Raw genomic sequence first — 18,980 nt, forward strand, 5'->3', positions numbered from 1 at the left:
GTCACGCGCTCCGGCGCCCGCGCCCCCGCACGCGAACGGGCGCCCGCCCCGCGGGGAGGGCGCCCGTTCGGACGTCTGTGGACCGGCCCTAGTTGGAGCTGGGGTCCGGCGTGTGCTCGTTCGTCAACGGCCAGCTCATGCGCACGACGGTGCCCCTGTCGCTGGGGTCGATCTTCACCTCGTCGGCGAGACCGGTGATGACCGCCAGGCCGAGGCCGGGGGAGAACCCGGAGATTCCGCCGGGAGGGGTGTCCTCACCGTCGAGGAAGAGCCCGTCCAGCATGGACGGGTTGACGGTCTCCACCGTGTCCTTCGCGGGGGCACGGTCGGAGACGACGACCTCGAAACGTTGTGTCGCGCTCCCGTTGGCGCGCAAGGCGGGGCTCGTGGCGTCGGTGCGGGAGTCCGACCCCGGGTCAGGCCCGTTGCCGTCGATCAGCTGGAGCAGGATCGGCTGTGTGGGGCAGTGCAGCTTGTGTGCGGCCACCGCCCGGGAACACGCCTCACCGACCGCCAGCCTGATCTCGTCGATCGCTGAGGCGGCGATACCCGCCCGCCGTGCCACGGTCGCGGCCATGAGCCGCGCCGTGCGCACGTGGGCGGGAAGCGCGCTGATCGTGAGCGTGATGGTTGCCATCGCTCGCTCTGGGCTACTTCGCGGAACGCTTGTCGATGGCTTCCTGAACAGAGCCGTGGATACCGAAGACCTTGGTCAGACCGGTGATCCGGAAGATCTTCAGGATGCGCTCCTGGGTGCAGACCAGGTCGAGGGTCCCGTCGTGGGCCCGGACGCGCTTGAGCCCGCCCACAAGCACACCGAGGCCTGTCGAGTCCAGGAACTCCACCTTCTCCATGTTGACCACGAGGTGGAAGTTGCCCTTGTTGACCAGGTCGATCAGCAGCTCGCGGAGCCGGGGCGCGGTATAGACATCGATCTCACCCTCAACGACGACGATCTCGGTGTCGCCCTCGGTGTAATGATCAAGCTTCAAGTCCACTAGTCCTCCAGCGCCGAACCGCGAAAAAATCGCGAATGATCTCTGCCGGGCGTTACCCCACCAGCACGCATTCAACCACGGGTGTCGAGTGCGTCTTCCTGTGATGCACAGAAAAACCGTGACACCGCGCCACTCTTCCCCCGGATGTCACACTGAAACCGATGTCCCAGTGCGACACCCTTCGTCTGAGGGCGTCATGACTACCGAACACGCGCCTGTGAGGAGGGGTCTCGGATGAGGCGATCGGAGCCCGTGCTCCCCGGTGTGTGGCGTGACGATACCCGGTACCCGCAGGTGACCCACATCGAGCATGTGGCCCGCAACGAGGGAGTGGGCGGGGAGTGGCCGGAATGGGCCGCGCCCCACCTGGTCGGACGGCTCTCCGAGCTGGGGATCACACGACCGTGGTCCCACCAGGTTGAAGCCGCCGACCTCGCACGCTCGGGCCGTGATGTGATCATAGCCACGGGTACCGCCTCGGGGAAGTCACTCGGCTTCCTCATACCCGCTGTGGACGCCGTCGACGCGGGCGGGACCGTGCTCTACCTCTCCCCGACCAAGGCGCTCGCCCAGGACCAGTTGCGGTGGATATCGGACCTGGGTCTCGCGGGCATGCGTGCGGCCGTATACGACGGCGACACGAGCGTCGAGGAGCGGTCCTGGGTACGCGAGCACGGCAACTACGTGCTCACCAACCCGGACATGCTGCACCACGGGATCCTCCCCCGCCACGGGGCGTGGTCGCGCTTCCTGCGCAGGCTGCGCTACGTGGTGGTCGACGAGGCACACCGGTACCGCGGTGTCTTCGGCTCGCACGTCGCCCAGATCCTGCGGCGGCTGCGCAGGATCTGCGCCCGCTACCGGTCGGAACCGGTGTTCGTGCTGGCCTCGGCCACTTCCGGCAGCCCCGCGCAGAGCGCGACCCGGCTGACCGGCGTGCCCGTCACCGCGGTCAGCGAGGACGGGTCCCCGCGTCCGGGGCTGTCCGTCGCCCTCGTGGAGCCGGAGCTCACCGACCTGACCGGGGAGCAGGGGGCGCCCATCAGGCGGACGGCGCCGTCCCAGGCCGCTGAGATGCTCGCCGACCTGGTGCGGGACCGGGTGCGGACCCTCGTGTTCGTGCGTTCGCGGCAGGGCGCGGAGGTGGTCGCGCTGACAGCTCAGCGGCTCCTGTCGGAGCGGGGCGACCACGACCTGGCCGCCCGGGTTGCCGCCTACCGGGGCGGCTACCTGCCCTCGGAGCGGAGGGAGCTGGAGGAGGCCCTGAGGACGGGGGAGCTCCTGGGGCTGGCGAGCACCAACGCCCTGGAACTGGGCGTGGACATCAGCGGGCTCGACGCCGTCCTCATCGCCGGATGGCCGGGGACCCTGGCGTCCCTGTGGCAGCAGGCGGGACGGGCGGGGCGGCGCGGCGACGACGCCCTGGCGGTGTTCATCGCCCGGGACGACCCGTTGGACACGTACCTCGCGCACCACCCGGAGGCGATTTTCGGTCGCTCTGTGGAGACCACCGTCCTTGACCCGGAAAACCCCCACATTCTGGGTCCGCACCTGTGTGCGGCCGCCCAGGAGCTACCGATCACGAAGGACGACTTCGCCCTCTTCGGAGAAACCACCGAGGAGCGCCTGGCCGATCTCGTGGAGCGGAAACTCTTGCGGAGGCGCCCACGGGGCTGGTTCTGGACCAGTAATGAACGGGCCAGCGACCTGGCCGATATCCGCGGGGCGGGCGGTCCCCCCGTGCAGATCGTGGACACCGGGAGCGGGCAGCTCCTCGGCGAGATCGACGAGGCCGCGTCCCACGGCACCGTGCACCCGGGCGCGGTGTACCTCCACCAGGGCTCCACGTACCTGGTGGACGACCTCGACCTGGACGAGGGGGTCGCACTGGTCCACGGCGCCGAACCGCCGTACAGCACCTGGGCGCGCGACACCACGGACATCACCGTGCGCTCGGTGCGGCGCCAGGAGGAGTGGCCGAGCGGCGCGACCGCGTACTTCGGCGAGGTGGAGGTGGTCCGCCAGGTGGTGGGCTTCCTCAAGCGGGACGTGCGCACCGGCTCCGTTCTCGGGGAGCAGCCGCTCGAACTCCCCGAGCGCACGCTCCACACCCGCGCGGTGTGGTGGACCCTGCCCGCGGAGGGGGAGGCCCGGCTGCGCAAGGAGGACGTGGGCCTGCTGGGCGCCGCCCACGCGGCCGAGCACGCCGCGATCGGCATGCTCCCGCTGCTGGCGACCTGCGACCGCTCGGACATCGGCGGGGTGTCCACCGCCGTCCACGGCGACACGGGCAGGCTGACGGTGTTCGTCTACGACGGGTACGAGGGCGGCGCGGGCTTCGCCGAGCGGGGCTTCTCCGCGGCGCGCGAGTGGCTCACCGCGACCCGGGCCGCGATCGCCGACTGCGAGTGCGACCACGGGTGCCCCTCGTGCATCCAGTCGCCCAAGTGCGGCAACGGCAACGAGCCCCTGAGCAAGTCCGGTGCGCTGAGGCTTCTCGACGAGGTCCTCGGAGGGGACGGCGGCACGGGCGCGGAGGGCGCCTGAGAGCCGCCTTCCGGAGGAGGTGCGGGCCGTCCGCGGGCTGCGGGCGCCGGGTTCTCCGCGGTGCCGTCCGGGGACCGGGTCGCAGGACCGGCCCGTCCGAGACGGGACCGGGGAGCGCCGTGCCGACAGCCCGCGGATCCCGCGTGCCGGGGCGAGGGGCACGCCACAGGCGGGGGGCCGTGCGCCGCCCGCCGGTGCGGGGCCACGGGCCGCGGGGAGCGGGGCTTCCGCAGCCGGTGCGGGGCCACGGGCGGCCGGGCGCCGGGGAATGGGGCTCCCGCAACCGGTGCGGGGCACCCGGGGTTTTCCACAGGCTGGGAAAGGGGCTTTCGGGACCGCACTCCGCCACCGGAACCTGGAATCGGGCGCCGACACCCCGTCCGCCCCTCACCAGGGAGGTTCCATGTTCGCTCTCACCGGCCCGCCACCCGCTCGCAGCGCGCAGCCCGGAGGCGACGACGGGATGGCCACCGCCGAGTACGCGCTGTGCGCGGTCATCGGCGCCGCGTTCGCCGGCGTCCTCTACGTCATCATCACCAGCGGTGAGGTCAGGGAGGCCCTCACCGCGCTCGTGGTCGATGCGCTCAGCTCGGGGTTCTGACCGCGGATCGGTCACCGTGGAGGCGGCGCTCACGCTGCCCTCCCTGCTGCTCGTCCTGGCCGTGTCCTTCGGGGCCGTCCAGGCCGCCTCGGCCCAGCTCGCCTGCGCGGACGCCGCGCGGGTGGGGGCGCGGGCCCTCGCCCGGGGCGAACCCGACGACCGGGCCCGGAGCCTGGCGCTGACCGCCGCGCCCCGGGGCGCGGACGTCGGCCTGGCCGATGACGGGCACACAGCCCGCGTCACCGTACGGGTCGAGCTGCGGCTCGGCCCACTGGCGCCTCCCCTGGGGGTGGACGGCAGCGCCGCCGTCCTCCTCGAACCGGGGAGCTGACCACGTGCACTCCGACTCCGGCTCAGCCACCGTCTGGTGGGCGAGCCTGGGGGCCCTGCTCTGGTTCGTCACCCTCGCCGTCCTCGTGACGGCGGCGGCACGACTCGACCGGGACCGCGCCACCACCGCCGCCGATCTCGCCGCACTCGCGGCCGCCGCCCGACTCGTCCACGGCACGGAACGAGCCTGCGCGGAGGCCCGGGACACCGCAGAGGCCAACGAGGCCTCCCTCGAATCCTGCGTCATCACCGGCTCCACCGCAGAGGTGGTGGTCTCGGTTCCGTCGTCACTGGCGGACCGCGACGTCCTGGCGCGCGCCCGCGCCGGGCCGGTCCACGAAGCCGTCTCCAGCGAGGAAGTGGAATGAGCCCCGCCCCCGTCTCCGTACTGCTGTGCGCCCTCCTGCTGGGAGCTCCTCCCCAGTCCGACGACCACGTCCCTCCGCCCTGCGCGGCCTCCGCCGAACCAGCCGAACCCGCCGTGCGCGACGGCGGTGCCGAGGACCCCGACCCCTGCGCCTCCCCATCGGCGAGCCCCACGCCCTCGCCCGCCGCCGGGGCCCGCCCGGCGGAGGCCTCGGTCGGTTCCGCCCGCCGGGCGGCGGCCGCTCCGCCGCCCGTGCACGAACCCGTCGTCCACTACACGGCGGAGGCCGCACCCCCTGCCACGACCTTCGCGCGTGCCGTGGGACACACCTCCACCGTGGTCCTGGTTCTGCTGGGCATCGCGGTGCTGGCGATGCGCCTGTCCGTCGGCTGGCCCCGCTTCCCCACCCCGTACCTCGGCCAGCGGCGCTTCGACCGGGAGGAGTACTGACACCGCGGGGTCCCGTCCGGGTCGGCCCCGGGCGGGACCCCGCGGACGGGTCCTGGGTTCGGGTCCCGCCCGGGCGTGTGCCCCGCACCGCCGCCCCCGCCCGGACGACCTGCGCACACCCCCCGCACAGCGGGTGCGGAACCCTCGTACCCTCCGGTGTATGGGACACCGACACCCGAGCAGGCTCAAGAACTCCGAGGTGGGCCACGCGCGCGCCCGCTGGCTCCTGCGGGCCGAGCTTGCCGGGTGCGAGGAGTGCCGCGGGGAGGGCGACCGGGAGGCGCTGGCCGACCTGGCCTCGGAGGGCGTCTTCGACTCGCTGCTCACCGGTTTCGTGCTCGCGCGTGTGCAGCAGTGGCGTGTGCCCGGCCGATCCCCCCGGTACCCGGCCACGGTGTACCGCCTCGCGCCCGTCGACGAACGGGACTTCTGGCGGGAGCCCACCCAGCACTGCATGAGGGTGTGCACGGTCGCGGGAGCACGGGGGAGCAGTGTGGACACCGTGCCCGCGCTCCGCGAACTCCGGCTGATGTCCACGGCCGACCGCGCGTCCGTCCTGGACGACATCATCGACGGCCTCTGCGAGGACGAGGCCTGAGGTGGGGCCCGCGGACCGTCACGGGGCCCGGCGGGGCGCCGGACGAGGGGCCGGGCCGGGTGACCCGAGCGGGGGCCGGTGCGGCCGCCGTCCTCGGACGCGCGGTCCCGGGGGCCCGTCCCGGGCTTCCGGGGGAGCCTCCTGCCGGGGCGGCAGCGCGCTCGGGGGAGAGTCAGCCCCCCAGCGCCCGGGAGAGCAGCTCGGCGGCCATCGGGACGATGCCGATCAGCACGAAGGCGGGAAGGAAGCACAGGCCCAGAGGAGCGACCACCAGCACCCCCAACCGCTCCACCCGCGCTGTCGCGCGGGTGCGCAGGGCCCGCCGCAGGTCGACCACGTGGCGGTCCAGGAGATCGGCGACCGGCGCGCCGGTGTCGGCGGCCCGGGCCAGGTCCCTTCCCGCCGCGGTCAGCGGGGCGGGAAGGGAGGAGCGGCTCCAGGCCGACGCCGGATCGGCCCCCAGCCGCAGCTGCTCGGCGACCGCTGACAGCTCCCCGCCCAGCCTTCCGCCCGCCGCCCCGGAGACCGCCGTGAGGCAGACGGGCAGGGTCGCCCCGGCGCGGATCCCCGAGGAGATGAGCCCGATCACCACGGGCAGGTCGGAGGTCACCGGGAGCCGGTCGGGTCGTTCCCCGGCACGGCGGGCCCGCACCCACAGCACGGCGCACCCCCCGACCGCGACGACGCCGCCGACCGGGCCGAACAGGGTGGCCGACGCGGCCACCGCGAGCACGCCCGCCAGCGTCAGGGCCAGGGCCCGCAGAGGCAGACCGGTACGGAGGGGCGGCCCGCCCTCCGTCCCGGCGCCCGCCAGCCGTGTCCCCGGGGCGCCTCCCCGGCCCGTCGCCACCCACGCGGCGGCGGCGCCGAACAGCGCCGCGGTCACCACCGTCATCACGTCCACTCCCCTTCCACACCGTTTCCCGTACGGGGCCGTGGCCGCCCCGCCCCTCAGCCGGCCCCCACACCGCCTCTGCCCCCGGCGGTCGCGGTCGTCCTCCCCCTCTCCGCGCCCGGTCACGGTGGAGCTGTCGCGGAGCGCAGCATGCGCAGCGCCCACCAGAAACCCAGGAGGTCGAGGAACACGCCGCACACCAGGCAGGCCACCCCCAGCGGTGTCGTGAACAGGAACTCCAACGGCGACCCGCCGAGGCCGGAGGACATCAGCACCCCGGCCACCGGGAGGCACGTCAGGACGATCGCGGTCGTGCGCGGACCGCTCGTCCGCGCCTCCGCCTCGGCCCGCTGCTCCTCCTGTTCGGTGAGGTTGGCGGCCAGTGCGTCGACCACCTCGGCCGGCCCGGCGCCGGTGTCGGCCGCCACCTCCCAGCACACGGCCAGGTAGGCCAGCGCGCGCAGGTCCGGATCACGGGCGGCCTCGCGGCGCAGCGATTCCGCGTCGTCCACCGCGCCCACCAGCGGTCCGGCCTCGGCGGCGGCGATCCGCAGCGCCTCCTGCGGGGGCTGCCCGGCACGCAGTTCGGCGGCCAGGACCCGGCACAGCACGACCACGGCCCGCCGGCGTTCGGAGGCCTTCCCGGGACGGGGCACCAGGGACCGCGGGCACTCCCCGCGCACAGGGCGCCGCGGTCGGTCCAGTACGGCGCCCAGGCGGATGCGCTGAGGCGCCGGGACCGCGAACAGCAGGACCAGGAGCCCCGCGCACGCCGCGCACACCGCCAGCGCGGTCACCGCTGTCGCCACCCGTCGCCCAGCCGGGCCGCCACCTCCTCGGCCCCGGGGTGCTCCCGGCAGGAGCCGTCCCGGCCGAACGACACCGCGGGCACGGCGTGCACGAGCCCGGCCGGGTCGCGGCGCAGCACCCGGAGTTCGGCGAGGCGACGGGTTCCGGCGTCCCGGACCAGGTGCACGACCATGACCCTGGTGGCGGCCAGCTGGCTGTGCACCGCGGCCCGGTCGAGCCCGGCACCGCAGCCGAGCGCCTCCACCCGGGCGGGGACGTCCCCGGCGCCGTTGGCGTGGAGGGTGCCGGCGCCGCCTTCGTGACCGGTGTTGAGGGCTCCCAGCAGGGACACGATCTCCGGCCCGCGCGCCTCGCCCACCACCAGCCGGTCGGGCCGCATCCGCAGGGCCTGCCGCACCAGGACCTCCAGGGACACCTCTCCGCTCCCCTCGATGTTGGCCGGGCGGGTCTGGAGCCGCACCACGTGCGGGTGGTCGGGGCGGAGCTCGGGGGAGTCCTCGGCGAGCACGAGGCGCTCACCCGGGTCCACGAGGGACAGGAGGCTCGACAGCAGCGTGGTCTTGCCGGTACCCGTTCCGCCGCTCACGAGGAAGGCCGCACGGGACGCCACGAGCGCCCGCAGCAGGGCCGCGCCGCGACCGGTGACAGTGCCGTGTTCGGTGAGGCGTTCCAGGGAGAACACCCGCCGGGGCGGCAGGCGCAGGGACACGCAGGCGCCGGCGGGGGACACCGGGGGCAGCACCGCGTGCAGGCGGGCACCGCTCGGGAGCCTGGCGTCCACGTAGGGGACGGCGGCGTCCAGCCGCCGACCCGCCTGCGCGGCCAGCCGCTGGGCCAGCCGTCGGACCGCGTCCGCCGACTCGAACCGCACCCCGGCCCGCCGCAGGCCGCCGCCGTCGTCCACCCACACCTCGTCGGGCCCGTTGACGAGGATGTCGGTGACCCCGGAGGAGGACATGAGCTCCTCCAGCGGCCCCGCCCCGGACAGGTCGGCCGCCAGCCGCCGGGTCATGGACAGCACCTCGGTGTCGCCCAGCAGGCCTCCTTCGGCCCTCAGTGCCGCCGCGACGTTGGCCGGGCTCACCGGCGCCCCGGAAGCCACGAGGCGGTTGCGCACCGCCTCCACGAGCGGGCTCACGGGACGGGCTCCGGGAACGGGAGGGACGCCACCACGAGGTCGGCGAACCGGGCCAGGGGGGACCTGGGGTGGCGCGCGGGGACGTCTCCGGCCGCCAGGATCCGGTCGAGCCTGGGTTCCTGCGGCAGGTCCGCGCCGAGGTCGAGGCCGAGGGTGGACGCCACCACGTCGGCGCTCAGGTCGCCGCGGGCACCGCGCACCACGACCCGGACGGCCGCGGCCTCCTCCCGCAGCCGGGAGACCACCCGGGTCGCCGCCACGACCGAGGGCACGTCGGCCGGGACCACGACGAGCACGAGGTCGGAGCGGTTGAGGAACACGACGGTGGCGGGGTCGAACGAGCGCGGCAGGTCGGCCACCACCAGGTCGGCGCCGTCCCGCGCGCTGGACAGGGCGGAGCGGGCCGCGCCGACGGGCAGAGGGGCGGCGGGTCCCGGCTCGCGGGACCAGGTCAGCACCGAGACCCCGGGCGTGCCGGGCAGCCCCGCCCGCAGGTCCTGCCAGCGGACGCGGCCGCGGCGCCGGACGAGGTCGCCCCAGCCGGTGCGCCGCTCGGGCGTGCGCGGCGGAGCGCCGTCGCAGCCGAGGTAGAGGTCGGATCCGCATCCGAGGGGGTCGGCGTCGAGGAGGGCGGTGTCCCGGTCGGCGCGGGCGCCCGCGAGGGCGAGGGCGACCGCGAGGAGGCTGGTACCGGCTCCGCCGCGCCCTCCGATCACCGACACGGTGGGGGCCGGGGCGGAGGTGGGCGACGCCGCTCGGGTGAGGAGGTCCACCAGCACGGGCTCGTCCCTGGGCAGGAGGAGCGTGCCGGGTCCTTCGGTGGCCGTTGCGCCTCCGTGGGCCGGGTCCTGACCGTACGGGCGGCCCTCCCGGCCGTGCGGGTCCCCGCCCCCGTCGGTGCGCGACACGAACACGTGGCGCCCCGGGGGAGGGTCGGCGGTGCGCAGGGAGGCGCGCAGTTCGGCGCCCACCACCACGAGCGGGGCGTGCCGCCACAGGCTCAGCGCCCGGTCGGGGGTGCGGGCGACGGCGACCTCGGTGGCGGCGGCGGTGGCCAGCCTGAGCAGGTCGTCGAGGAGGAGGGGGTCGGCGGTCGCGATCAGCGGCAGGGGACGGGTGTCCATCGGACTCTCCGGGGGGGGTGGGGTCTTTCTTCGACCCTCCCCGACCGGAGCGCTCGTGAGAAGCCCCGGTCCGGAGCTGTGGACAACGCCGTCGGCGGCGCGCGGAGCGCAGAAGCCCCGAGCGGGGCGTGCGGGGGTGCCACGGCGGGGCGGAGGAGGCCCACCTGGCGGGCGGGGTGCGTACACGGGGGCGAATACGCATGCCCGCCCGGCAGGCGGTGAGGAGCGGGCGCGGGGTCCGCCTCCGCAGGGGGAGCGAAGGCCGCCACGCGAGTTCCGGCCCTGGGGGGAGGACCGGGCCCGTCCTCCGGAAGGGCCTGTGGAGAGACGTGCTCCCACGACCGCCGAAAGACCTTTGTCGTCGGCGCCTCCCGGAAACCGGGCACCGGGGAACCGGGACGGGTTTCGCGGCGGGGTTCTTCCGGTACGGCGGGACCCCTGGTCGACGACGGAACAGACGCTACCACGCGGTGCCGCGTATTGGTTCGGGAATCCAGGCGGAAAAGTCGGGTCAACCACCTTTTCCCAGAGGGGTGGCGGGAGTACAAAGAAAGCAGACGGTGGCTGAGAACCACCCCGACACGGCACCCGGGAACCCACGCACCACCCGGCCGCGTGTGGCCCGTCTAGGTCGGACAACCGGATGTACTGCCTGGCCAGACTATGGAAATGGTCGCTTGCTAACCCGGTGGAACGTGTCGCAGACGGCGCCCCGAGAGTCACGCGGGGCGCCGTTCCACGTGCTCGTCCGGACGCGCCGGGCGACCCGCGGAAATGCGCGCCCGGCCGGATCGCCCGTGGCCAACAACGATTGTGTCACTGTTGGTTGATAAAGGAATGGTCGACGATTCAACCTTTTCGGGGGCTCACCCGCGTTTGAGGGCCTCGCAGGTCGCCAGTGAGTCCTGGGCCCCCGCCCGCACCGCCCGGCAGCAGTAGACGACCCATTCCGCGACGCCCTCGGGGGTGCCGCCCATGTAGCCGCGCAGGGCCGGTCCGTACTCGTCCCGCAAGGTCTGGTGGCCCAGCTCGGACGGCACCAGCGACTTCGGGTCCAGGCCCCGTTCGACCAGGGTCAGCCGCTCGGCCGCGCGCGCCACCAGGCCGTCGCCCCACCCGAACGGCCGGATCGCCATCAGTTCGCCGTGGACCAGCGCCGACGTCACCAGGGCCGGGACGGACGTGCGCGCGCCCAGAAGCGCGTACAGGCCCTCCAGCCGGGCGAGCGCCGCCTCCGGCGCGGGGGCGGGACCGAGTGAGAGCGGGTCCTCGACGCGCTCCCCCGCCAGCCGGGGCCGCCCCAGGGCGTCCTCGGAGACCGCCTCGGTCGCGGCGAGCGTGTGCAGACGGGCGAGGGCCTGGCGCGGCGCCTTCGGCCAGGTGTCGACGAGGGACCCCAGTTCGCCGGACACCCGCAGGGCCCCCTTGATGCGCGTGTCGTACACGTGCCCCTCGCGGATCTCCTCCATCGAGACCTCGGCGCCCTCCAGCGCCGCCGACGCGCACGCGCCGCGCAGTGCGGACTCCATGGACACGTCGCTGCTGCGACGTCGCAGGATGCGGTGCCCCAGCAGCCGGTCGACCAGGGTCCGCGTCTCGGCGACCGCGTCGCTCACACCGGGCAGGGCCGCGACGCGGGCCAGGGGGTCGGAAGGGGAGGCAGAAGTCGATTCGCTCACGGAGAACAACACTACGCGCCGGTAACACCGGCCGCCCCCTCCCCGGCGGGTAGGAGCGCACCGACCGCTCGTCGCTGACCGGCGACCGTTCACCGGCCGTTCGCCGCTCGCCCGCCGGTCCCCGGCGACGCGCTGCACCCCGGCTGTTCACGCGGTATGGACCGCATGATTAATTGGGTGTGAACCAGTCGACGTAAGGAGAATCACAGTGGCCGACAGCACTCCCCCGAGCCAGGAGACACTGTCCAACCTTCTCCACGAGACGCGCAGCTTCCCCCCGCCGCCCGAACTCGCGGCCGAGGCCAACGTGAAGGCCGAGGCCTACGAGCGGGCCGCCGAGGACCGTCTCGGCTTCTGGGAGGAGCAGGCCCGCCGGTTGCAGTGGGAACACCCCTGGGACACCGTCCTGGACTGGGACCCGCCCTACGCCAAGTGGTTCGTCGGGGGCAAGCTCAACGCCTCCGTCAACTGCGTGGACCGCCATGTCGCCAACGGGCTGGGCGAGCGGGTCGCCTACCACTGGGAGGGCGAGCCGGGCGACACCCGCAGCATCACCTACGCGGAGCTGAAGGACATGGTCTCCCAGGCGGCCAACGCGATGACCGGCCTCGGGGTCGGCAAGGGCGACCGCGTCGCCATCTACATGCCGATGATCCCCGAGACCGTCGTCGCGATGCTCGCCTGCGCCCGCATCGGGGCCGTCCACATGGTCGTCTTCGGCGGCTTCTCCGTGGACGCGCTCGGCCAGCGGCTGGACGACAGCCGGGCCAAGCTGGTCGTGACCGCGGACGGCGGCTACCGGCGCGGCAAGGCCAGCGCCCTCAAGCCCGCCGTGGACGCCGCGGTCGCCGACCGGCCCGCCGTGGAGAACGTCCTCGTCGTCCGCCGCACCGGCCAGGACGTCGAGTGGACCGACCGCGACGTGTGGTGGCACGACGCCGTGGAGTCCCAGAGCACCGAGCACACCCCGGAGGCGCACGACGCCGAGGACCCGCTGTACATCATGTACACCAGCGGCACCACGGCGAAGCCGAAGGGCATCCTCCACACCACGGGCGGCTACCTCACCCAGGCGGCCTACACCCACTGGGCGGTGTTCGACCTCAAGGCCGAGACCGACGTCTACTGGTGCGCCGCCGACATCGGGTGGGTGACCGGCCACTCCTACATCGTGTACGGGCCGCTCGCCAACGCCGCGACCACCGTGCTGTACGAGGGCACCCCCGACACGCCGCACCGGGGCCGCTTCTGGGAGATCATCCAGAAGTACGGGGTCACCATCGCCTACATGGCGCCCACGGCGATCCGCACCTTCATGAAGTGGGGCGACGACATCCCCGCCGAATTCGACCTGTCCAGCCTGCGCGTCATCGGCTCGGTGGGCGAGCCCATCAACCCCGAGGCCTACATCTGGTACCGGGAGAACATCGGGGGCAACCGCACCCCGGTCGTGGACACCTGGTGGCAGACCGAGACCGGCGCCATCATGGTCAGCCCCCTGCCCGGCGTGACCTCCGGCAAGCCCGGCGCGGCCATGCGCGCCCTTCCCGGCATCGTGGCCGACGTGGTGGACGAGGCGGGCCGGTCCGTTCCCGACGGTGACGGCGGCTTCATCGTCATCCGTGAGCCGTGGCCGGCGATGCTCCGCGGCATCTGGGGCGACCCCCAGCGCTACGAGGACACCTACTGGTCGCGCTTCGAGGGCCTGTACTTCCCCGGCGACGGTGCGAAGAAGGACGAGGACGGCGACCTGTGGCTGCTGGGCCGCGTGGACGACGTCATGCTCGTCTCCGGCCACAACATCTCCACCACCGAGGTCGAGTCGGCGCTCGTCTCCCACCCGAGGGTGGCCGAGGCCGCCGTCGTCGGCGCCGCGGACAAGGTCACCGGCCAGGCGATCGTGGGCTTCGTGATCCTCCGCGACGGGGGCGAGGAGGTTCCGGAGGAGCTGGTCAAGGAACTCCGCAACCACGTCGGCACCTCGCTCGGCCCGATCGCCAAGCCCGCCCGGCTCCTGGCGGTGCCGGAGCTGCCCAAGACGCGCTCCGGCAAGATCATGCGGCGGCTCCTGCGCGACATCGCCGAGGAGCGGGCGGTCGGCGACACCTCGACGCTGACCGACTCCTCCATCATGGACGTGATCGCCAAGCAGCTGCCGTCCGCCCGCGGGGACGACTAGGACACGTGCCGCAGGCCCGTCACAGGACCTGCGGCGAGGCGCTCCGGCGGACGCGGCGCCCCGGCCCGGACGAGGGCCGGGGCGCCGCCGCCTTCCGGTCGCACTGCCCGGCCGCGCGGCCGGGCGCGCACTCACCCCCGTGACGAAACGGACCTCTGCCGTTGTGCGTGCCGTGAGGGACATGGGTGGCGGGGCATGTGCGAGGATGCGGAGGATCATCCGCGTGTTCGGACCGAGAGAAGGGAACCCCCACGATGGTGGACAAGCCGGGTACCGGCGAGCCCGACGCCGCCGGCACCGACCGTTCCATCGGCGCGCTGGTCTCCGACGCCACCGACAACCTCTCCCGGCTGGTGCGGCTGGAGATCCAGCTCGCCAAGCTGGAGGCCAAGGCCGACGCGGCCAGGATCGGCAAGGGCGTCGCCGGGTTCGCGGTCGTCGCGGTCCTGGCCCACATCTTCGTCATCCTGCTCTCGGTGACCATCGCCTTCGCGCTCTACGAGCTGTTCGCGCTCCCGGCCTGGGCGTGCCTCGGCATCGTCACGCTGTTCTACCTGCTCCTCGCGGTGGTCTTCGGGCTGTACGGCCTCGTCAACTTCCGCAAGCGCCAGGGCCTCCAGCGCACCGCGCTGACCACCTCCCGCCTCGCCGGCATCCTGCGCGGCGAGATCCGGCCGCCCAGGACCGGTGACGACCTCGACACCGCCGGGGGCGCCGACACGGCCGGGGCCACCGCGGCGGCGCCGCGCTAGCCGCACACGGTGTTGGACGACTCCGCCGCCTACCTCGACGGCCCGTGGACGCACCGGACCGTCAAGGCCGCGGGCGCGCGCTTCCACGTGGCGGAGGCCGGTGAGGGCCCCCTCGTGCTCCTCCTGCACGGCTTCCCCCAGTTCTGGTGGGCGTGGCGGCACCAGCTGGGACCGCTCGCCGAGGCCGGGTTCCGCGCCGTCGCCGTCGACATGCGCGGCTACGGGGCCAGTGACAAGACCCCCCGCGGCTACGACCTCGTGACCCTCGCCCAGGACGCCGCCGGCCTGGTGCGGGCCCTGGGGTACGAGGACGCCGCGGTGGTGGGACACGGGGTGGGCGGGCTCGTCGGCTGGACGATGACGGCCTACCACCCCGGCGCGGTACGCGCCCTGGCGGCGGTCTCCGCCCCGCACCCGCTGCGCACCGCGCGGATCGTCGCCTCGGGCGGACCCGGTGTCCGGCACATGCTCCGGGCGCAGGTGCCGATCCTTCCGGAGCACAGGCTCCTGGCCGACGGGTGCGTCCGCGTGGGCGACCTCCTGCGCGAGTGGTCGGCCCCCGGTTGGCCCGGCGCCGAGGCCGAGGAGGCCTACCGGCAGGCCTTCGCCATCCCGAAGGTCTCCCACTGCTCCCTGGAGTACCACCGCTGGATCTTCCGCTCGCGGTGGCGCCCGGACGGGCTCCGCTACAACGCGCGCATGCGGTCGCCCGTCCGCGTCCCCGTCCTCCAGCTCCACGGCGAGCTCGACCCGGTGTGCCCGCCCGAGGCGGCCCGCGCCTCCCGTCGCGCCGTCGCGGGGGCCCACCGCTGGGCGCCGATCCCGGGTGCGGGACACTTCCCGCACGAGGAACGCCCGGAGGAGGTCTCCCGCGAGCTCGTGGGGTGGCTGGGGCGGCTCGGCGGCGGACAGGTCGACGGAGCCCGGAAGGGCGACGGGGAACGGCGGTGAGGCAGTGATGGCGACGGAATCCGCGTCGGAGGGCCGGGAGAGGTCCGGCCGGGACCGCGACGAGACCGGGCGCGCGCAGAACCAGCGTCCCCGCGACCGCTACGGGCGGCCGCTGCCGCACGGGAGCGCGGGCGAGGTCGACCGGGTGCCCGACGACGCCGTGTTCTCCGCGGCCGAAGGCCTGTCGGAGGCCCAGCGGCTGCTCGACGGAGGGTACGCCTTCACCGCCCACGAGGTTCTCGAAGCCGTGTGGAAGTCCTCGCCCGAGCCCGAGAGGGAGCTGTGGCGGGGCCTCGCCCAGGTGGCCGTGGGCGTCACCCACGCCCAGCGCGGGAACGGCGTCGGCGCCGCGCGCCTGCTGAGGCGGGGCGCGGACCGGGTGGAGGGGTTCGGTCCGGACGCCCCGCACGGGGTGGACACGGCCGGCGTGGCGGCCTTCGCCCGGGGGCTGGCGGACGACCTGGACGCCGGCCGGGCGGAGCGGGGCGACGCGATCGACCCGGCGGGGATGCGCCTGCTCGGGGAGTAGGCGGGCGGCGCCGGAGGCTGCGGCCCGGGACCGCGCCGCCCCGGACAGCGCACGACGGCACGGAGGCCCTCCAGGGGAGAACCATGTTCTCTCGTGGCTGGGGATACCAGTGTGGCTGATGAGGCTGATTCCCGTTTCATTCCTTTATGTGTGTTTTAGCGTTAACATAGCATTAATGCATTATGCGATGTTATTCAAGACGAAAATCCCCGATAAGGAAAATTATCCCGCTTCTGGGATCACCGTAAGATCACATCTTTGGTTTGTCTTGGGGAAATCGCGAAACGACACTCACCTTTATTCGGGATCGTGCGTAGAATCCCCGGATCACCGCCCGTGAGCGAGCAGCGCGGACGGTGTGCACCACAACCAAAGGTGGCACCGCTTCGACCCCGCCAAGCGTGCTGTCGGGCCAGCTCAGGCTCCTTCCGGACGGCGGTACGTCCACGGCGGCGCGCTGGTCCGGCGTCCACGCGGCGAACCGTTCCCCCGCGTTTCCCATGGACGGGGCCGAAAAGGTCGTGCCCGTCTCAAGGAGGACGGATTGTCTGGGCTCAACCTCGCCGCGCCAAGCGGCACGGCCCTATCGCTGGCAGGCACCGACTTCACACTCGTCATCATCGTCATGGTGGTGGCGCTTCTGGCCCTCGCCGTCGCGGGGATGCTGGTACGTGAGGTCCTCGCCGCGGAACAGGGCACCGAGCGGATGCGCAACATCGCGCTCGCAGTGCAGGAGGGCGCGAGCGCGTACCTGACACGACAGTTCCGCACCCTCGCGGTCTTCGTCGTCGTCATCCCGCTGCTGCTCCTCCTGCTGCCCGCCGACTCGTGGGACATCCGGATCGGCCGGTCGGTCTTCTTCGCCCTGGGCGCCGTGCTGTCGTCCGCCACCGGCTTCATCGGCATGTGGCTGGCCGTGCGCGGCAACGTACGGGTCGCGGCGGCGGCCCGCGGCGGCGACGAGGCGTCCAACCACAGGGCCATGCGGATCGCCTTCCGCACCGGCGGCGTGGCCGGCATGATCACCGTCGGCCTCGGCCTGTTCGGCGCGGCCCTCGTCGTCGTGCTCTACCGGGGCGACGCCCCCATCGTCCTGGAGGGCTTCGGCTTCGGCGCCGCCCTCCTGGCCATGTTCATGCGTGTCGGCGGCGGGATCTTCACCAAGGCCGCCGACGTCGGCGCCGACCTCGTCGGCAAGGTCGAGCAGGGCATCCCCGAGGACGACCCCCGCAACGCCGCCACCATCGCCGACAACGTGGGCGACAACGTCGGCGACTGCGCCGGCATGGCCGCCGACCTCTTCGAGTCCTACGCCGTCGTGCTCGTCGCCTCGCTGATCCTCGGCCGGGTGGCGTTCGGCACCGAGGGCCTGGTGTTCCCGCTCCTCGTCCCCATGATCGGCGTCATCACGGCGATCATCGGCATCTTCCTGGTCGCCCCCCGAGCGCGGGACCGGTCGGCGATGACCGCGATCAACCGCGGCTTCTTCATCTCCGCGGGCATCTCCGCCCTGCTCGTCGTCGGCACCTCCCTCTGGTACCTGCCCGGCAGCTTCGAGGAGCTGTCCGGGGTCAGTCCGCAGGTCCTCGCCGAGATCGAGGCCGCGGGCACCGCCCCCGACCCGAGGTTCGTCGCGATCGCCGCGGTCCTCATCGGCCTGGTGCTCGCCGCAGCCATCCAGCTGCTCACCGGCTACTTCACCGAGACCGACAAGCGCCCCGTCCGGGACATCGGTGCGAGCTCCGAGACCGGCGCGGCCACCGTCATCCTCTCCGGCATCTCCGTCGGCCTGGAGTCCGCCGTCTACTCCGCCCTGCTCATCGCCGGGGCCGTGTACGCGGCGTTCCTCCTCGGCGGCGGCTCCATCACGCTGAGCCTGTTCGCCGTCGCCCTCGCCGGCACCGGGCTCCTCACCACCGTCGGCATCATCGTCGCGATGGACACCTTCGGCCCGGTCTCCGACAACGCCCAGGGCATAGCCGAGATGTCCGGCGACGTGGAGGGCAGGGGCGCCGAGATCCTCACCGGGCTCGACGCCGTCGGCAACACGACCAAGGCGATCACCAAGGGCATCGCGATCGCGACGGCCGTGCTGGCCGCCACCGCCCTGTTCGGCGCCTTCCGCACCTCCGTCCAGGAGCAGCTCGGCGAAGGCGAGCAGGCGTTCTCGCTCTCCATCGACCAGCCGGACGTGCTCGTCGGCGTCATCATCGGCGCCAGCGTGGTGTTCTTCTTCTCCGGCCTGGCCATCATGGCGGTCGGCCGCGCCGCCGGCCGCGTCGTCATGGAGGTGCGCGACCAGTTCCGCACGCGCCCCGGGATCATGGACGGCACCGAGCTGCCGGAGTACGCGCGGGTGGTCGACATCTGCACCAAGGACTCCCTGCGCGAACTGGTCACCCCTGGCCTCCTCGCGGTCCTGGCGCCGATCGCGGTCGGGTTCGCCTTCGGCTACGCCCCCCTGGGCGCGTTCCTCGGCGGCGCCATCGCCGCGGGCGTGCTCATGGCCGTCTTCCTGTCCAACTCCGGCGGGGCCTGGGACAACGCCAAGAAGCTCGTCGAGGACGGCCACCACGGCGGCAAGGGCTCGGCCGCCCACGAGGCCACGATCATCGGGGACACCGTCGGCGACCCGTTCAAGGACACCGCGGGGCCGGCCATCAACCCCCTGCTCAAGGTCATGAACCTCGTCGCGCTGATCGTGGCGCCCAGCGTGGTGATCTACGCGGACAACGTGGTCCTCCGGACCGTGGTGACCGTGCTCGCCGTGGGCGTGCTCGTCGGCGCGATCCTCTGGTCCAAGAGCCGCGGCTCCGGGACCGAGACGCAGCTCGCGGAGCTGGGCGGGCAGTCCGCCCCCAAGGATGCCCCCGAGGCCGGGGGCGGCGCCCCGGCTCCGGGAGAGGGGGCCCCGGCGACGGAGGGAGCCGCACAGGACGAGGGGACGGACCAGAAGGAGTCCGACCGCAGGGAGGAGGCGCACGCCGGAGACGGCAAGTAGCGCGATCCCCAGATGGCGGCCGCCCGGGAAC

Annotated in this window: 18 protein-coding genes; 11 read left to right on the forward strand and 7 right to left on the reverse strand. The window is 73.5% G+C overall.

Annotation, left to right across the window (positions count from 1 at the left end):
- Nucleotides 1-88: 88 nt before the first annotated feature.
- Complete coding sequence (locus tag ACWGL3_RS22080) at nt 89-637, reverse strand: ATP-binding protein (RefSeq protein WP_267947463.1); 549 nt, start codon at nt 635-637, stop codon at nt 89-91.
- A 13-nt stretch (nt 638-650) separates the two neighbouring features.
- A complete protein-coding gene (locus tag ACWGL3_RS22085; protein WP_159944311.1) occupies nt 651-998 on the reverse strand; it encodes an STAS domain-containing protein in 348 nt (115 codons plus the stop codon).
- A gap of 234 nt (nt 999-1,232) precedes the next feature.
- Here ACWGL3_RS22085 and ACWGL3_RS22090 point away from each other — a divergent pair, with 234 nt between their 5' ends.
- The 6 genes from ACWGL3_RS22090 to ACWGL3_RS22115 all read left to right on the forward strand — a co-directional run bounded on the left by ACWGL3_RS22090 (nt 1,233) and on the right by ACWGL3_RS22115 (nt 5,891).
- Nucleotides 1,233-3,545, forward strand: a complete 2,313-nt coding sequence (locus tag ACWGL3_RS22090; RefSeq protein WP_267947464.1) for a DEAD/DEAH box helicase — start codon at nt 1,233-1,235, stop codon at nt 3,543-3,545.
- A gap of 403 nt (nt 3,546-3,948) precedes the next feature.
- Complete coding sequence (locus ACWGL3_RS22095; RefSeq protein ID WP_267947465.1) at nt 3,949-4,146, forward strand: DUF4244 domain-containing protein; 198 nt, start codon at nt 3,949-3,951, stop codon at nt 4,144-4,146.
- Nucleotides 4,124-4,477, forward strand: a complete 354-nt coding sequence (locus ACWGL3_RS22100) for a TadE family type IV pilus minor pilin (RefSeq protein WP_267947466.1) — start codon at nt 4,124-4,126, stop codon at nt 4,475-4,477. Before ACWGL3_RS22095 ends, ACWGL3_RS22100 begins: the two co-directional genes overlap by 23 nt.
- A gap of 4 nt (nt 4,478-4,481) precedes the next feature.
- Nucleotides 4,482-4,844 (forward strand): Rv3654c family TadE-like protein, encoded by a 363-nt coding sequence (locus ACWGL3_RS22105; protein WP_267947467.1) that lies wholly within the window; start codon nt 4,482-4,484, stop codon nt 4,842-4,844.
- Nucleotides 4,841-5,293, forward strand: coding sequence for a hypothetical protein (locus ACWGL3_RS22110; RefSeq protein ID WP_267947468.1), 453 nt, complete (start codon nt 4,841-4,843; stop codon nt 5,291-5,293). Before ACWGL3_RS22105 ends, ACWGL3_RS22110 begins: the two co-directional genes overlap by 4 nt.
- 160 nt (nt 5,294-5,453) lie before the next feature.
- A complete protein-coding gene (locus ACWGL3_RS22115) occupies nt 5,454-5,891 on the forward strand; it encodes a hypothetical protein (protein ID WP_267947469.1) in 438 nt (145 codons plus the stop codon).
- Nucleotides 5,892-6,063: 172 nt separating this feature from the next.
- Here the strand turns inward: ACWGL3_RS22115 and ACWGL3_RS22120 are convergent, their stop codons facing one another.
- From ACWGL3_RS22120 to ACWGL3_RS22140, 5 genes are all read right to left on the reverse strand, one after another.
- Complete coding sequence (locus ACWGL3_RS22120) at nt 6,064-6,786, reverse strand: type II secretion system F family protein (protein ID WP_267950207.1); 723 nt, start codon at nt 6,784-6,786, stop codon at nt 6,064-6,066.
- A gap of 122 nt (nt 6,787-6,908) precedes the next feature.
- Nucleotides 6,909-7,595: a type II secretion system F family protein gene (locus ACWGL3_RS22125; protein WP_267947470.1), complete on the reverse strand. Its 687-nt coding sequence runs from the start codon at nt 7,593-7,595 to the stop codon at nt 6,909-6,911.
- The gene (locus ACWGL3_RS22130) at nt 7,580-8,734 is read right to left on the reverse strand and encodes a TadA family conjugal transfer-associated ATPase (protein WP_267947471.1); all 1,155 of its coding nucleotides are present in this window, start codon (nt 8,732-8,734) and stop codon (nt 7,580-7,582) included. The genes ACWGL3_RS22125 and ACWGL3_RS22130 overlap by 16 nt, the downstream gene beginning before the upstream one ends.
- Nucleotides 8,731-9,858 carry a septum site-determining protein Ssd gene (gene ssd / locus ACWGL3_RS22135; protein ID WP_267947472.1) on the reverse strand — a complete coding sequence of 376 codons (1,128 nt, stop codon included), beginning with the start codon at nt 9,856-9,858 and terminating at the stop codon, nt 8,731-8,733. The genes ACWGL3_RS22130 and ssd overlap by 4 nt, the downstream gene beginning before the upstream one ends.
- 866 nt (nt 9,859-10,724) lie before the next feature.
- On the reverse strand, nt 10,725-11,537 hold the full coding sequence (locus ACWGL3_RS22140; protein ID WP_267947473.1) for a Fic family protein: 813 nt from the start codon (nt 11,535-11,537) through the stop codon (nt 10,725-10,727).
- A gap of 208 nt (nt 11,538-11,745) precedes the next feature.
- Between ACWGL3_RS22140 and acs the strand changes: the two genes are divergently transcribed.
- The 5 genes from acs to ACWGL3_RS22165 all read left to right on the forward strand — a co-directional run bounded on the left by acs (nt 11,746) and on the right by ACWGL3_RS22165 (nt 18,949).
- Nucleotides 11,746-13,716, forward strand: a complete 1,971-nt coding sequence (gene acs / locus ACWGL3_RS22145; RefSeq protein WP_267947474.1) for an acetate--CoA ligase — start codon at nt 11,746-11,748, stop codon at nt 13,714-13,716.
- A 254-nt stretch (nt 13,717-13,970) separates the two neighbouring features.
- Nucleotides 13,971-14,468, forward strand: a complete 498-nt coding sequence (locus tag ACWGL3_RS22150) for a phage holin family protein (protein ID WP_267947475.1) — start codon at nt 13,971-13,973, stop codon at nt 14,466-14,468.
- A gap of 9 nt (nt 14,469-14,477) precedes the next feature.
- Entirely contained in the window at nt 14,478-15,419 is a 942-nt protein-coding gene (locus tag ACWGL3_RS22155; RefSeq protein WP_267947476.1) for an alpha/beta fold hydrolase, read from the forward strand.
- 7 nt (nt 15,420-15,426) lie between these two features.
- Nucleotides 15,427-15,948 carry a DUF309 domain-containing protein gene (locus ACWGL3_RS22160; RefSeq protein ID WP_267947477.1) on the forward strand — a complete coding sequence of 174 codons (522 nt, stop codon included), beginning with the start codon at nt 15,427-15,429 and terminating at the stop codon, nt 15,946-15,948.
- A 544-nt stretch (nt 15,949-16,492) separates the two neighbouring features.
- On the forward strand, nt 16,493-18,949 hold the full coding sequence (locus ACWGL3_RS22165; RefSeq protein ID WP_267947478.1) for a sodium-translocating pyrophosphatase: 2,457 nt from the start codon (nt 16,493-16,495) through the stop codon (nt 18,947-18,949).
- The last annotated feature ends 31 nt before the right edge of the window (nt 18,950-18,980 follow it).

The organism is Nocardiopsis sp. NPDC055824 (assembly GCF_053616335.1).